Source organism: Streptomyces sp. CA-179760 (genome assembly GCF_050937045.1).
Classification (GTDB): domain Bacteria; phylum Actinomycetota; class Actinomycetes; order Streptomycetales; family Streptomycetaceae; genus Streptomyces.
Genome location: NZ_JBNJLZ010000001.1, coordinates 113878 through 127262, shown reverse-complemented (window position 1 = coordinate 127262; position 13385 = coordinate 113878). Strand labels below are relative to the sequence as shown.

General features: G+C 72.1%; 11 protein-coding genes and 1 pseudogene. 6 read left to right on the top strand and 6 right to left on the bottom strand.

The window, feature by feature from the left end; all coding sequences use genetic code 11:
• Positions 1-147 precede the first annotated feature (147 nt).
• The 4 genes and pseudogenes from ACQEV8_RS00610 to ACQEV8_RS00595 all read left to right on the top strand — a co-directional run bounded on the left by ACQEV8_RS00610 (position 148) and on the right by ACQEV8_RS00595 (position 4783).
• Positions 148-780 (top strand): GNAT family N-acetyltransferase, encoded by a 633-nt coding sequence (locus tag ACQEV8_RS00610; RefSeq protein WP_432956371.1) that lies wholly within the window; start codon positions 148-150, stop codon positions 778-780.
• A gap of 140 nt (positions 781-920) precedes the next feature.
• Positions 921-1604: a lytic polysaccharide monooxygenase auxiliary activity family 9 protein gene (locus ACQEV8_RS00605; protein ID WP_432956370.1), complete on the top strand. Its 684-nt coding sequence runs from the start codon at positions 921-923 to the stop codon at positions 1602-1604.
• A gap of 264 nt (positions 1605-1868) precedes the next feature.
• Positions 1869-3840: pseudogene (locus tag ACQEV8_RS00600) on the top strand (DUF1996 domain-containing protein).
• A gap of 175 nt (positions 3841-4015) precedes the next feature.
• On the top strand, positions 4016-4783 hold the full coding sequence (locus ACQEV8_RS00595; RefSeq protein WP_432956368.1) for a sulfite exporter TauE/SafE family protein: 768 nt from the start codon (positions 4016-4018) through the stop codon (positions 4781-4783).
• A gap of 10 nt (positions 4784-4793) precedes the next feature.
• On the opposite strand, the gene ACQEV8_RS00590 is transcribed toward ACQEV8_RS00595, so the two are convergent.
• From ACQEV8_RS00590 to ACQEV8_RS00580, 3 genes are all read right to left on the bottom strand, one after another.
• Positions 4794-7055 (bottom strand): MMPL family transporter, encoded by a 2262-nt coding sequence (locus tag ACQEV8_RS00590; protein ID WP_432956367.1) that lies wholly within the window; start codon positions 7053-7055, stop codon positions 4794-4796.
• 58 nt (positions 7056-7113) lie between these two features.
• Positions 7114-8100: a DMT family transporter gene (locus ACQEV8_RS00585; protein WP_432956366.1), complete on the bottom strand. Its 987-nt coding sequence runs from the start codon at positions 8098-8100 to the stop codon at positions 7114-7116.
• A gap of 92 nt (positions 8101-8192) precedes the next feature.
• Entirely contained in the window at positions 8193-9005 is an 813-nt protein-coding gene (locus tag ACQEV8_RS00580; protein ID WP_432956364.1) for a chitosanase, read from the bottom strand.
• 225 nt (positions 9006-9230) lie between these two features.
• Between ACQEV8_RS00580 and ACQEV8_RS00575 the strand changes: the two genes are divergently transcribed.
• Complete coding sequence (locus ACQEV8_RS00575) at positions 9231-9413, top strand: hypothetical protein (RefSeq protein ID WP_432956363.1); 183 nt, start codon at positions 9231-9233, stop codon at positions 9411-9413.
• Between the two features lie 7 nt (positions 9414-9420).
• Here the strand turns inward: ACQEV8_RS00575 and ACQEV8_RS00570 are convergent, their stop codons facing one another.
• On the bottom strand, positions 9421-9783 hold the full coding sequence (locus ACQEV8_RS00570) for an ankyrin repeat domain-containing protein (protein WP_432956361.1): 363 nt from the start codon (positions 9781-9783) through the stop codon (positions 9421-9423).
• On the bottom strand, positions 9780-10148 hold the full coding sequence (locus ACQEV8_RS00565) for an ankyrin repeat domain-containing protein (protein ID WP_432956359.1): 369 nt from the start codon (positions 10146-10148) through the stop codon (positions 9780-9782). Before ACQEV8_RS00565 ends, ACQEV8_RS00570 begins: the two co-directional genes overlap by 4 nt.
• Positions 10149-10574: 426 nt before the next feature.
• Here ACQEV8_RS00565 and ACQEV8_RS00560 point away from each other — a divergent pair, with 426 nt between their 5' ends.
• Complete coding sequence (locus ACQEV8_RS00560) at positions 10575-12440, top strand: SpoIIE family protein phosphatase (protein ID WP_432956356.1); 1866 nt, start codon at positions 10575-10577, stop codon at positions 12438-12440.
• A 23-nt stretch (positions 12441-12463) separates the two neighbouring features.
• On the opposite strand, the gene ACQEV8_RS00555 is transcribed toward ACQEV8_RS00560, so the two are convergent.
• Entirely contained in the window at positions 12464-13126 is a 663-nt protein-coding gene (locus ACQEV8_RS00555) for an ANTAR domain-containing protein (RefSeq protein ID WP_432972284.1), read from the bottom strand.
• Positions 13127-13385 lie beyond the last annotated feature (259 nt).

Genomic DNA, 13385 nt, shown 5'->3' with positions numbered 1-13385 from the left:
GGTCGGCCCGCTTCGCATTCCGGCATCACCCGCCGGGCCGGAACGTCACCCTCGCAGCCGATCGGTGTGCCCGTCCTCCGTCACCGAGGCGAAGCTCTTGCCCCGCACGGTTGAGGGAGCGCTCCCGCGCCGGGCACGATGCCCGACATGACCACGCACCCCGCCATCCGCCCGTACCGCCCCGAGGACCGTCCGGCCCTCGACGACATCTGTGTCCGCACCGCGCACGCCGGCCAGGACAGCCGCCCCCACTACGCGGACCCGGGCATCTTCCCGATGATCTTCGCGGCTCCCTACGTCCGCCTGGAGCCGGAGCTGGCCTTCGTGCTGGACGACGGCCGGGGACGGGCGGTCGGCTACATCCTCGGCACCGCCGACACCCCGCGCTTCGCCGCGGAGTTCCGCACCACGTGGCTTCCGATGGCCGCCGGCCGCTACCCGGAACCGCCCGAGCCGCCGCGCACTCCGGACGAGGAGATGGCTCGCCTGTTGCACCATCCGGAACGGATGGTGCGGCCCGAGCTGGCCGCGCATCCCGCGCATCTGCACATCGACCTGCTGCCCGACTGGCAGGGCCGGGGTCACGGGCGCCGCCTGATGCGGACGTTCCTCGGGGCACTCCAGGGCAGGGGAGTCCCGGCTGTCCACCTGGCCATGGCGACGGCCAACACCGGGGCCAGAGCCTTCTACGACCGCCTGGGGTTCCGTGAGATCGACGTGCCGGAGCCCGGCTCGGCCGCTTACCTCGGACGCGCCACGAAGGAACTCGACCGGCTCTGACGGAAGTGGCGCAATCGTGCGTTGCGGACCCGCGCCATCGGCCCCAGCGTGGAAATGCGGGAGCGCTCCCACGCTGTCCCGCACTCCCCACGCAAGGCACACCGCAAGCACCGCGACCCCCACATCCGAAAGAGGAGATCATGGATTGTCATGGTCATGTCCGTAGAATGTTCCGTCCGGTCCGCTCCCGCCTGACGCTCGCCCTGAGCGTGCTGGTCGCCGCGCTGCTCAGCCTGATCCCATGGAGCGGCACCGCTGTCGCCCATGGCTCGGTCGTCGACCCGGCATCCCGTAACTACGGCTGCTGGCTGCGTTGGGGGAACGACCACCTCAACCCCGCAATGGCCCAACAGGACCCCATGTGCTGGCAGGCGTGGCGGAGCGACGCGAACGCCATGTGGAACTGGAACGGCCTGTACCGCAACGGCTCGGGCGGCGACTTCCAGGCCGTGGTGCCCAACGGCCAGCTGTGCAGCGGCGGCCGTACCGAGGGCGGCCGGTACAACTCCCTGGACACGGTCGGCGCCTGGAAGACGACGGACATCGGCGGCAACTTCACCGTGAAGCTGTACGACCAGGCCAGTCACGGTGCCGACTACTTCCTGGTGTACGTCACGCGGCAGGGCTTCAACCCCGCCACCCAGCCGCTGACCTGGAACGACCTCCGGCTCGTCACCCGCACCGGAAGGTACGCGCCCAGCCAGAACTACGAGATCCCCGTGAGCACTTCGGGGCTGAGCGGCAGGCATGTCGTCTACACGATCTGGCAGGCGTCGCACATGGATCAGACCTACTTCCTGTGCAGTGACGTGAACTTCCGCTGACCTGCCGTTTCATGTGTTGCACCCCGCCGGACGGGGCGAGTCCGGCGGGGTACCGCCGAGCGGGCTTTCTGAGAGTTCCCGAAGAATTCTCGGAACTGCTGAACGCTCCGGCGCCCGCGCACGTATGGGGCGAGGGGATTTTCATGCCCGGAACGCCTCAAGCGCAGGAGAGCACCCTTGGCACGCAATACGCGAAGACGCCCTACAGGCCCACGGCGCGCGACCTTCGCCGCAGTCGCGCTGATGCTGGGCGGAGGCGGCCTGATGGCGGCGAACGTCTACGCCTCGGCCACGGACAGCGGTTCGGGCGGTGATCCCGCCCAGACGCGGTCCGGTACGGGGGTGCGGACCGCGGGCTCCACGATCGACTGCCCGGACGTCGGCAGCCGACTGACCTCGGTCCCCGAGCAGGCGAGGGCGGAGGTCGACAAGGAACTCGCCCTTCTGGACGAGCAGATCGCCAAGGCCTACCAGCGGCTGAGCGCGTCGGCACAACAGATACAGCAGGACTCCGGCTTCGCCGACAACGCGATCATGAATCCGCTGAAGGAGAAGCGGGGCGCGACCCTCGAGCGCATCGCCATCGCCATCGACCGGGTGGGAGACCGCCCCGAGGGACTCGACGCCCTCGCGGCCTGCACCGTCCGGGACTCCGGCAACCAGGCCCCGAGCAGGGCGAGGGCCAGGACGGCGACGGCGCGGAGCAGCCCGGCCAGGAGCAGGGCCAGGACGGCCAGGATCAGGGGAACGGCCAGGAGCAGGGCCAGGGCAACAACGGCGGACAGGCGGGCAACGGACCGGTCGCCGCCGACTTCGCGGACATCACCAGCGTCCAGCCCAATGTGAACAGCCCTCGCCAGAAGGGCAACGCCTCCCGCGGCACCTTCGCCACCAGTTGCGGCGTGAACGAGAACGGCCTGTTCAACTCCGACAACATCATCGCCGCCCCGGGTGTCACCAACGGCGCCCACCACTTCCACGACTACGTCGGCAACCAGGCCAACAACGCCTTCGCCAGCGACCAGGACCTCGCGGACGCCGAGACCAGCTGCGACGACCAGGGCGACAAGTCCTCCTACTACTGGCCCGTCCTGCGCGTGCAGAACGGCACCCAGGAGCAGGACGCGGGCTCGCCCGGCGGCGGCATCGAGGGCAACGCCGGCGCGATCGTCACGCCGAAGCAGGTCACGCTCGACTTCGTGGGGAACCCGCGCGACAAGGTCACCGCCATGCCGCGGCTGCTGCGCATCATCACCGGCGACGCCAAGTCGTTCGTCAACGGACCGGCCAACGCCAACGCCTCCTGGAGCTGCACCGGCTTCGAGGACCGGCAGCTGAAGGACAAGTACCCGCTGTGCCCGAAGGGCAGCGACGTGGTGCGCTCCTTCACGTTCCAGAGCTGCTGGGACGGCCGCAACATCGACAGCGCCAACCACCGCACCCACGTGGCGTTCACCGACGCCTCCGGCGCCTGCCCGTCCGGCTTCCGGCCGATTCCGCAGCTGGTCCAGCGCATCGTCTACGACGTCGACGCGCCGAGCCTGAAGGACGGCGGCCGTACGACACCGCTGTTCGCGGTGGACTCCTTCCCCGAGCAGCTGCACAAGCCGGTCACGGACCACGGCGACTTCATCAACGTCTTCGACGAGGACCTGATGGGGAGATGGTCGACTGCATCAACGACGGCCGGAAGTGCGGAGCCGGAGCGGAAGCCGGGCCCGGCGAGAAGCCGACCGAGGAGCCCGGGGCGGGCGAGGAGCCGAGCGAGGAGCCGACGAAGGCCCCCGAGGCCCCGCAGGAGCAGCCCACCCGCACCCCGGACGCGCCGAAGGACGGCAACGCGGGCGGCAAGCCCGGCGACACGGGCACCGACGGAAAGGGCGGAAAGGGCGAGGCGCCCAAGCCGCCGGCTACGGACAAGCCTGCCCCTGAGCCGGAGCCGAGCGACTCGCCCGCCGACGAGGCCGAGGTGTACGCGACGCCCTCGGCGAAGTCCGGTGCACAGGGCGGCTCGAAGGACGACTCAGGCGAGGGCTCGGACGGCCTCGGCGAGTCCCAGGCCGTCGGCACGGCGACCAGCGCCGCCGCCACCCCGGTGACTCCGCCCCGGACCGAGCCCCAGGCGGTCGGCAGCGGCAACCTGGCCGAGACCGGTGCCCAACTGTGGCCGGCCGCGGCGGGTGCCGTTCTCCTCATCACGGGCTTCGTGGTCCTCCGCCGTGCCAGGCGCGGCTGACCCGACAACGCCCTGACGCGCCACCGGAACGGCGGCGGGATCCCTCCTCGGATCCCGCCGCCGTTCCGCTCCGGGTCCGGCACCCTTCGGCGGACCCCGAAGTGCTCACCCTCTACCGTGACCCCATGGACAGCACCTGGAACGCCGGACGCGGCGTCGGCGGCGGAGTCGCGGCATGACGCCCTGGGAGATGGCGGCCGTGTTCGCGGCCGGTACGGGCGCCGGTGCCGTCAACGCCGTCGTCGGCTCGGGAACGCTGATCACCTTCCCGGTGCTGCTCGCCACCGGACTGCCTCCGGTCACGGCGACCGTGTCCAACGGGCTCGGGCTGGTGCCCGGCTCGATCAGCGCGGTCATCGGCTACCGCGAGGAGCTCCGCGGTCAGAGGCGGCGCGTCCTCCTGCTCGGGATCGGTGCCGTGCTGGGCGGCCTCGCGGGCGCCGTGCTGCTGCTGACCCTGCCCGCCGCGGCCTTCGAGCGGATCGTGCCGGCCCTGGTGGGCCTCGCCCTCGTCCTGGTCGCCTGCCAGCCCCTCATCGCCCGGCGGGTGCGCCGCCGACGTCGCCGTACCGGCGGCCCGGCCCGTCCCGACGGTGGTCCGCTGCTGTTCACGGGGCTGACGCTCGCCAGCGTCTACGGCGGCTACTTCTCGGCAGCGCAGGGCATCATCTACGTCTCCCTGATGGGCATGCTGCTGGACGAGACGCTCCAGCGGCTCAACGCCGTGAAGAACGTGCTCGCGGCCGTCGTCAACACCGTCGCCGCCCTGCTCTTCCTCTTCTTCGCGGAGTTCGACTGGACGGCCGTCGTCCTCATCGCCGCCGGGTCCGCGCTGGGCGGCCTCGTCGGAGCCAGGACGGGCCGCCGCTTCAGCCCCGCCGTCCTGCGGACCCTGATCGTGTCGGTCGGCGCCGTCGCCCTCGTCCACCTGGTGCTCCACTGAGTCCGGTCCGCTACTGCGCCGGACGGGCGCCCTCCGCTTTCTGTCCCCCCTCGGCGTCGATGTGGGGAAGTACCCGGTCCAGCCAGTGCGGCGTCCACCAGGCGTGCCGTCCCAGCAGCGTCATCACGGCCGGCACCATCAGCAGCCGTACCACGGAGGCGTCGATGAGCACACTGACGGCCAGCCCCAGGCCGAGCATCTTGACCACGATGTTGTCACTGATGATGAACGCCGCGAACACGCTCACCATGATCAGCGCGGCACTGGTGATGACCCGGGCCGTGATCTCCAGGGCGTGCGCCACCGACCCCTTGGCGTCCCCCGTGCGCAGCCACGCCTCGTGGACGCGGGACAGCAGGAAGATCTCGTAGTCCATGCTGAGGCCGAAGATGATGGCGAACATCATCATCGGCACATAGCTTTCGATGGGCACCTTGCCGTGCACGCCGAGCGCGGGCCCGCCCCAGCCCCACTGGAACACCGCGACGACCACGCCGTACGACGCGGCGATCGACAGCACGTTCAGGACGGCCGCCTTGACGGCGACGAGCAGCCCCCGGAACACGGCCAGGATGATGAGGAACGCCAGGCCCACCACGACGGCGATGATCACGGGCAGCTGGGAGGCGACGATGTCACGGAAGTCGACCTGTGTCGCCGTCGTGCCGGTGACGTACCCCTTGGCGTCCGTCCCCTGGACGGCGTCCGGCAGTGTGTCGTCGACGAGACGGTTGGTCAGGTCCGTGGTCGCGGAGTTCTGCGGGGACTTGGTCGAGTAGACCGTGCCGACCAGGACGTCCCCGTCCTGGGTGGGCGTCAGCGGGGTGACGGCGGCGGCCCCTTCGACCGAGTCGAGCGTCGTCTGGGCCCGCGAGGCCAGATCGTCACGCTGAGAGTCGGGTACGTCCGTCTGGTCGATGACGATGGTGAGCGGACCGTTGGACCCCGGCCCGAAGGCGTCGGTCATCAGGTCGAACGCCCGCCGGTCGGTGAAGGAGGTCGGGTCGGCGCCGTCGCCGATGTGGCCGAGCTGAATGGAGAACAGCGGGATCGCGAGCACCGCGATCACGGCGACACCCCCCGACAGGAACCACAGCGGCCTGCGTTCCACCCGCTGCGCGTACCGGTGCCAGGTGCCCTGCGCCGTCTCACCCGCCTCGGCGTCGGTCTCGGCGACGGGGCGGCGCACGTGGTAGCGGTCGATGTGCCGGCCGATGAGCCCGAGGAGGGCGGGGACCAGGGTGAGCGCGCCGACGACGGCCGAGACCACGGTGACGGCGGCGGCGAGACCGAGCAGGGAGATGAAGGAGACTCCGGACGCGGACAGGCCCGCCAGCGCGATGATGACCGTACAGCCGGAGACGAGGACGGCGTGGCCGCTGGTGCTCGCGGCCTGCCCGGCGGCCCGTACCGGGTCCATGCCGTCGATGAGGTTCTGCCGGTGACGGGTGAGCATGAACAGGGCGTAGTCGATCCCGACACCGAGGCCGATCATGGTGGCCAGGGTCGGTGAGACCGTCGCGAAGGTGAACGCGGCTGCCAGCAACCCGAGGATGGCGAGACCGCCGACGACGCTGATCAGCGCGGTGAGCAGCGGAATGACGGCGGCGATCACACTGCCGAAGCCGACCAGCAGCACGATGACGGCGACGCCGAACCCGATCAGCTCGCTCACCCGGTCGTCGGCGGCCGGCCGCGCGAGTTCGCCGAGCGGCCCGCCGTACTCGACCTCCGCTCCCGCCGAACGCAGTGGCTGTACGGCGGAGTCGACGCCGTTCAGGTATCCGGCGCCGAGGGTCGAGGGCTGCACATTGAAACGGACCGTGATGTACGCCGTCTTCTTGTCGTCCGACAGCGGCCCGACGTTCGGCTGCGACTGCTGCGAGGACGAGCCCGGGGCGGACAGCGGGTTCTGGGCCGACAGGACGTGCGGGAGCTTCTCCAGGTCGGCGACCGTGGTGGACATCTGCGAGTTCAGCGCGGTCAGTTCCTGGCTGTCGTCGTGCAGCACGATCTGGCTGCTGTAGCCGCCGGCCTGCGGATCGTGCTCCTTCAGCACGTCCAGGCCCTTCTGCGCCTGCGCCTGGGGCAAGGAGAAGTTGTCGGAGTACTCGCCCCCGGACACATGGTTGACGACCTGGAGAGCCACCAGCGCCACGAGCCATGCCCCGATGACGATCCCGAAGTGGCGTGCGCACCACTCGCCCAGCCGCCGCAGCAGACCCGCTCGCGCGGCCTTCTTGTCCCCGTCACCGGTGCGGGAGTGCGGCATCTACGTGGCTCCTGTGTCGGCTGAGACATTAGGTGCCGTCCATTAGATGCGCGGGGAATCACTCCGGCATTTCCGGCGCGCGGGCACCCTGCCACTCCGGGCGGGCGTTCCCCCGAAAGGTCGCCGCCGGGGCGGCGCGCCGGGCTCGCCCGCCGATGCGCCCGCGCGTCGCGGTAAGGTTCAGCGCCCCGGACCCCAGAGCGACGCCGAGGCCGACCAGCGCGCTGCCCGCCGCCTGTGCCAGGCCGTAGGAGCCCGTGCCGACGAGCGGTGCGGTAGCGGCGGCGGCGACCGGGATGAGGCCGGAGAACAGGGTGGCGCGTTCCGCGCCGATCCGCTGCATGCCCATGTACCAGCACACGAACCCGACGACCGTGACCACCACGGCCTGCCACAGCAGCGCGGCGGCCTCGGCGGCGTCCGGACGCCGCAGCCACCCGGCCCCGTCGGCCAGTACGCCGACCGCCGCCGACTCCAGCGTGGCGACCGCGCACACCGCGGCGGACAGCAACCGGGGCCCGAGCGGCCGCAGCACGGGTACGGCGAGCACGGCGAACCCGACCTCCCCCGCCAGGGCGCACACGGAGAAGGCCAGGCCCGCGCCGTCGGTGCGCCCCCAGCCCTGGACCACGCAGGCGCCGACGGCCACGAGCAACGCCCCGCACAGGACCGTCCGTCTGGGGCCGCGTCCGTCCAGGAGCGGCACGAGCACGACGACGACCACCGGCGCACAGCCCACGAACACACCGGGAACCGCCGGTTCCGCCGTGCGCTCCGCGGCGATGACGGCCAGGTTGAAGCCGACCATGCCGATGGCGGCGAGCAGGACGAGACGGACCCACTGACGCGGCGTCAGCGCCCTCAGTCGGGCGGTCGAACCCCTCCCGGCCAGGGGCAGGAGCAGCAGACAGGCCAGCCCGTAGCGCAGGAACTGCCCGCCCGCGTACGGGTACTCGCCCAGGACACTGTTGGCCGTGAAGGACGCTCCGACGAGGACACAGGCGAACGCGGCGAGCAGGGCTCCCCGCGTGGTGGTGACGTTCATACCGGCGACGTTAGGCAGCGCGGCGGCCCGGCTCGGAGTCCACTTCGGTGCGCGTTTCGTGGACCAATCCGCCGTGGGCCGCCGCCCGAGGGTCAGCCGATGTGGTAGCTGTCGCCGTAGACCTTCCAGTCCAGCGGTGGGGCGAGGTCGAGGTTCCGCTTGCGTAGGAAGACGCGCTGAGCCGTGTCGACCCGGCTCGTGTCGCTGTGCGCCTCCTCCTGCCTCATGGCCCACACCCGCGCGTCCAGGAAGGCGTCGAGGTACGTCACCTCGTCACCGCCCGACGCCGGAGGCTCGGCCGTACGCAGCGCACGCCTGCGGATGTTGCGGAAGCTCAGCGGGTCGTTGCCGTCGCCGTGCATGACGATGGCGTCGTAGTACGCGAACTGGCCCAGCACCCGCAGCCCGTCCGCCTTGCCCTGCCGGACCGCCGGGCCGAAGTACACCCGGTCGCGCTCGTCGTCCTGCGCCCGCCGGAACGCGGCGTCACGGGCCGCCCGGCGCCAGTCGCCCGGGAAGCCCGGGTCGAGCCCGTCGTGCGAGTCGGAGCCGTCGACGTCGCGCAGCGCCGGCAGGTACTTCGCCAGGACATTGCCGGGCTTGCGGTCGGTGTAGAGCTCGACGAGGTCGAGCATGTCGCCGGTGCCGGAGCAGAACCCGATGATGCCGGCGGTGTAGCCGCGGCCGTCGCGGATGTCCTCGATGTACTGGTACTGCGCCTTCCAGTCGAGCGAGGAGTTCTCCGCGCTCGACACGAGCCGCATGGCGATCTCCTTCTTCGCCGGGTCGTCGAGCCCGATCGCAACGGCGGAAGCCGTGGCCTGCGACGGCTTCAGGAACGGGGCGGCGGCGAGGGCGGCGCCGAACAACGCCAGAGCGGTGCGGCGCGGGGTCGGGTGTCTCACGGGGCCTCCAGGCAGAGTGGGGGTGGGGAGAGCTGGCCGTGCAAAACTGATAGGAAGGTTTCCTATCACTGTCCGGCTGCGCCGGGAACCGTCGGCGGCGAAGTTCGTGGGGTCGGACGAGCCGGCTGGGCCCCGCCACGGGAACCAACGGCCCGCCCCGCGCGTCAACTCATTGCCCAGGGAGGCCGGATCGGTCTCGGAAGCCGGCGAGAGAGGGGTATCGCGGTGGACGACGCGACGTCGCAGCAGGGGAGCGAGGCGGAGGCGGCGGCACGCCGGGCACGCTTCGGCGCGCTGCCGGAGCCGGTGCGCGTGGAGGACATGGTCGAGGAACGGGCCGCGGGCGTCCCCGACCCGGCGCGCACCGCCTACAACCAGGACGAGTGGCTCGTGCGCTACTGCCTGTGACCCGACCCTACGAGCGGCTCTTCGCACCCAGGCCGCGCAGCCACCGCACGACGTCGTCGGCGTCATGGGCGCGGGCGATGTCGAGCGGTGTCATGTCGTCGTAGCCGCACCAGTCGGCGTCGGCGCCGTGCTCGTGGAGATACCGCGCGGTGGGCAGATGCCCGCCGTGGCAGGCGCCCCAGAAGGCGCTGGTGATCTCGTCGGGCGCAGGGGGCTCCTCGGCCTCGACATACGCCCGCACCCGGTCGAGCAGGCCGAGCGTGGCGGCGTCCTGGAGGGTGGTGCGGGCGCCGTGCTCGATCAGCCGGCGCGCGGCGCGCCACTGGCCGAACGCGCGGGCGTCGGCGAGCGGGGTGCCACCGGCGATCACCGCCCCGGGGCCTCGATGTCGGCCCCGGCGGCGATGAGCGCGTCCAGGACGGCCACGTCGTTGCTGCTGGCGGCCCAGTGCAGTGGAGTCTCCGCGTGCGCACCGCCGAAGCGCGCGTCGGGATCGGCCCCGGCGGCGACCAGGGCGGCGACCACCTCGGGACCGTGGGGGAAGTGGCCGGGCCAGTCGGTCGCGATGTGCAGCAGACCGCGCGTGCCCTTGCCGTCCTCGCCGTGCTCGGTGACGCGTGCCGCGGCCAGACCGGGATGGTCGGCGAGCAACTGCCCGAGCCCCGGCAGGTCCCCGGCCCGGATCGCCGCGGTGACGGCGACGGCCAGCGGATCCTGTGATGTCAGCGTCTGCAAGCCGGCCTCCCGATCGCCGTCCAGGGCCTCCGATTCTGTACGAGGACGCCCCCGCACACCACGCTCCGTGCCCGTAGCACTCATCCACGGAGTCATGCCCGACGACATGCCCGCAGGCCCCGCGAGGCGTAGCGTCCGGGTAGGAGCGGGAGGACAGCATGTCCGCTGACAACGAGCCGCCCGGGGGCGCCGGGACGCTGGACGCCCTGGGGACGGCCCTGGCCGACACCGTCCGCGGAACCGGAGCCTCGATCGGCGGCCTGTACCTGATCGAGGAGGCGGCGCCCGTGCTGCGCCTGGTCACGCTCTGCGGCCTGCCGATCGCCTTCAGCGCCCCCCTGGCAGCGGCTCCCCCTGACCGCGCCGGTCCCGGTCGCCGACGCGATCCACGACGACACTCTGGTCAGCATCGCGAGCCAGGAGGAGATGGCCCGCCGCTACCCCCGCGCCGCCGCGGTCCTGCCCTACCCGTTCGCCCTGGCCGCCGTCCCGCTGACCGGCGTACGGCGCCGCTGGGGCGGCATCGTGCTGATGTGGCCCGCCGTGCGGCCGCGCGGCATCACGCCACGCGTACGCGGCCACCTCACCTCCAGCGCCCGCCGCATGGCCCGCCTGCTGGACGACGCCGCGGGGCCGCCCACCCTGCCAGACCAGCCGCGCGTCGTCCCCGTCGACGCCGCGCACCACCCCGTGCAGACCGGCCTGGCCGCCGCCGACTACCTCGAACGCCTCCCCGAAGGTGCCCTGGCCCTCGATCTGGAGGGCCGCGTCACCTTCGCCACCGCCAACGCGGCCCGCCTGCTCGGCTGCCACGCCGACCGGCTGCTCGGCACCCGGCCCTGGCAGTCCGTGTCCTGGCTGGACGACCCCGTCTACGAGGACCACTACCGCACGGCGGTCGTCAGCCGCACACCCGTGTCGTTCACCGCGCGCCGCCCGCCCGACCTGTGGCTCACCTTCCAGCTCTACCCGGACACCAGCGGCATCAGCGTGCGCGTCGTCCCGGGCGGAGAGCGGACCGAGGCCCCGTCACCGCCTGCCCCCGCGCGCAGTCCCGCGGCGGCCCCGACGGGACGCCTCTACCAACTGGTGCACCTGGCCGCCGCGCTCACCGAGGCGGTGACCGTGCGCGACCTCGTGGCGCTGAGTGCCCACCAGATCCTGCCCGCCTTCGGTGCCCAGGGCCTCGTGCTGTCCGTCGCCGAGGCCGGGCGTCTGAAGATCACCGGCTACCACGGCTACGCGGCCGACGTCATGGAACGCCTCGACGCCCTGTCCCTGGACACCGACCTCACCCCGGCCGGCCAGGTCCTCGCCAGCGGCACCCCCGCCTTCTTCGCCGACCCGGCCGAGATGGCCGCCAACTACCCCGGCGTCCCCCAGACCAGCGGCAAACAGGCCTGGGCCTTCCTGCCGCTGATCATCTCCGGGCGGCCGGTGGGCTGCTGCATCCTGTCCTACGACAACCCGCACACCTTCACCGCCGACGAACGCGCCGTCCTGACCTCCCTGGCCGGTCTGATCGCCCAGGCCCTCGACCGCGCCCGGCTCTACGACACCAAGCACCGTCTCGTACACGAACTGCAGCGCGCCCTGCTGCCCCGGGCCCTGCCGAACCTGTCCGGCCTCGACGTCGCCGCCCGCTACCTGCCCGCCGGGCACGGCATCGAGGTCGGCGGCGACTTCTTCGACCTGCTGCGCCTGGACGGGACGACCGCGGCCGCCGTCATCGGCGACGTGGAGGGCCACAGCATCGCCGCCGCCGCACTCATGGGCCAGGTGCGCACCGCCATCCACGCCCACGCCACCGCGGGCGCCGCACCCGACGAGGTCCTCGTCCGCACCAACCGGCTCCTGGCCGACCTCGACTCCGAACTGCTCGTCTCCTGCCTCTACGCCCATCTCGACCTGGCCCGCCACCGGGTGGCCTTCGCCAGCGCAGGACACGTCCCGCCGCTGCTGCGTCACACCAGCCGCCCCGCCGAGGTCCTCGACGTCGAGCCCGGCCCCCTGCTCGGCATCGACACCGGCGGCCACTACCCGGTCACCACCGCGCCCCTGCTCCCCGGCACCACCCTCGCCCTCTACACCGACGGCCTGGTCGAACTCCCCGGCACCGACGCCACCCGGACCACCTCGGACCTCGCCGGGCAGCTGGACGCCGCCGACGGCCACGACCTGGAACGGCTCATCGACCGGCTCGTCCACCACACGACGCCCACCGGGCAGCACACCGACGACATCGCGGTGCTCCTGCTGCGCGCGTACCGCCCGGACCGCCACCGGGCCTGAGGCCGCTGCCCCGACGTTCCCGGTCAGACCTGCCGGGGGTCCGGGCGGACGTGCCGGGCGACGTCGCGCAGCTTGATGTTGTGGTGCTGCGAGATACGCCGCAGCACGCCGAAGGCCTCGTCCTCGCTCAGCCGGTGGCGTTCCATGAGGATCCCCATGGCCTCTCCCACGGCGTGCCGGGTCTCCAGGGCGTGCTCCAACTGGTCGACGGTACGCGCGGTGTCCAGTGCCACGGCCGCATGGGAGGCGAGCAGCCAGCCCGCGGCCTCGATGTCCTTGCCGAAGGCCCCCGGGCGACGCGAGTAGAGGTTCAGCGCGCCGAAGTCCTCCTGCTCGGTGTAGAGCAGCACACCGGTCATGCTGCCGATCCCCAGATCACGGGCCGCCCGGGAGAACCGCGGCCAGGACGGCTGCGGCGTGGTCATGTCGGCGATACGGAACAGCCGCTCGCCGTCCACCCGGCGGGCGGCGTCGAAGCACGGCCCCTCGCCCAGCTCGCCCTGCAGCCGGTCGGACTCCTCGACCATGTCGCCGCACACGGCCAGCGTCACGGCCCGGCCCTTGGACACCGTCAGGATCCCCGCCGCGTCACAGCCCTCGACGAGCTTCACCGCCGAAGCGGCGATCTCGTCCAGCGTCGCCTGCACCGAATCCTGGGCCACCAGATCCCGGGCGAGCTGCGCCATCTGCTCGGCGTACCGCTGCCATTCCACCGCCACCACCGCCTCGCTCCCCGGTCCCGCCCACCGTACTCCGGGCCCGGCCGCCCGGCCGTGCCCCTGCGGGCGGGAAGCCGCGAGGGAACGCCCCACGATGTCACCGGGGAGGTGCTCGCTCGCGTTCCCACCCGCAGGTGACGCGCAGACACCTGGGCGCTCTCTCACCGGTCCTGCCGCCCCACCGGCGGCACCGCAAGAGACCGGTACCTCCGGCCCGGGGCCTTGC

Bases quoted from the DNA above. Each gene is read 5' to 3' on its own strand.
- ACQEV8_RS00610 (WP_432956371.1), top strand. From the start codon at position 148: ATGACCACGCACCCCGCCATCCGCCCGTACCGCCCCGAGGACCGTCCG.
- ACQEV8_RS00605 (WP_432956370.1), top strand. From the start codon at position 921: ATGGATTGTCATGGTCATGTCCGTAGAATGTTCCGTCCGGTCCGCTCC.
- ACQEV8_RS00595 (WP_432956368.1), top strand. From the start codon at position 4,016: ATGACGCCCTGGGAGATGGCGGCCGTGTTCGCGGCCGGTACGGGCGCC.
- ACQEV8_RS00590 (WP_432956367.1), bottom strand. From the start codon at position 7,055: ATGCCGCACTCCCGCACCGGTGACGGGGACAAGAAGGCCGCGCGAGCG.
- ACQEV8_RS00585 (WP_432956366.1), bottom strand. From the start codon at position 8,100: ATGAACGTCACCACCACGCGGGGAGCCCTGCTCGCCGCGTTCGCCTGT.
- ACQEV8_RS00560 (WP_432956356.1), top strand. From the start codon at position 10,575: ATGGCCCGCCGCTACCCCCGCGCCGCCGCGGTCCTGCCCTACCCGTTC.
- ACQEV8_RS00555 (WP_432972284.1), bottom strand. From the start codon at position 13,126: ATGGCGCAGCTCGCCCGGGATCTGGTGGCCCAGGATTCGGTGCAGGCG.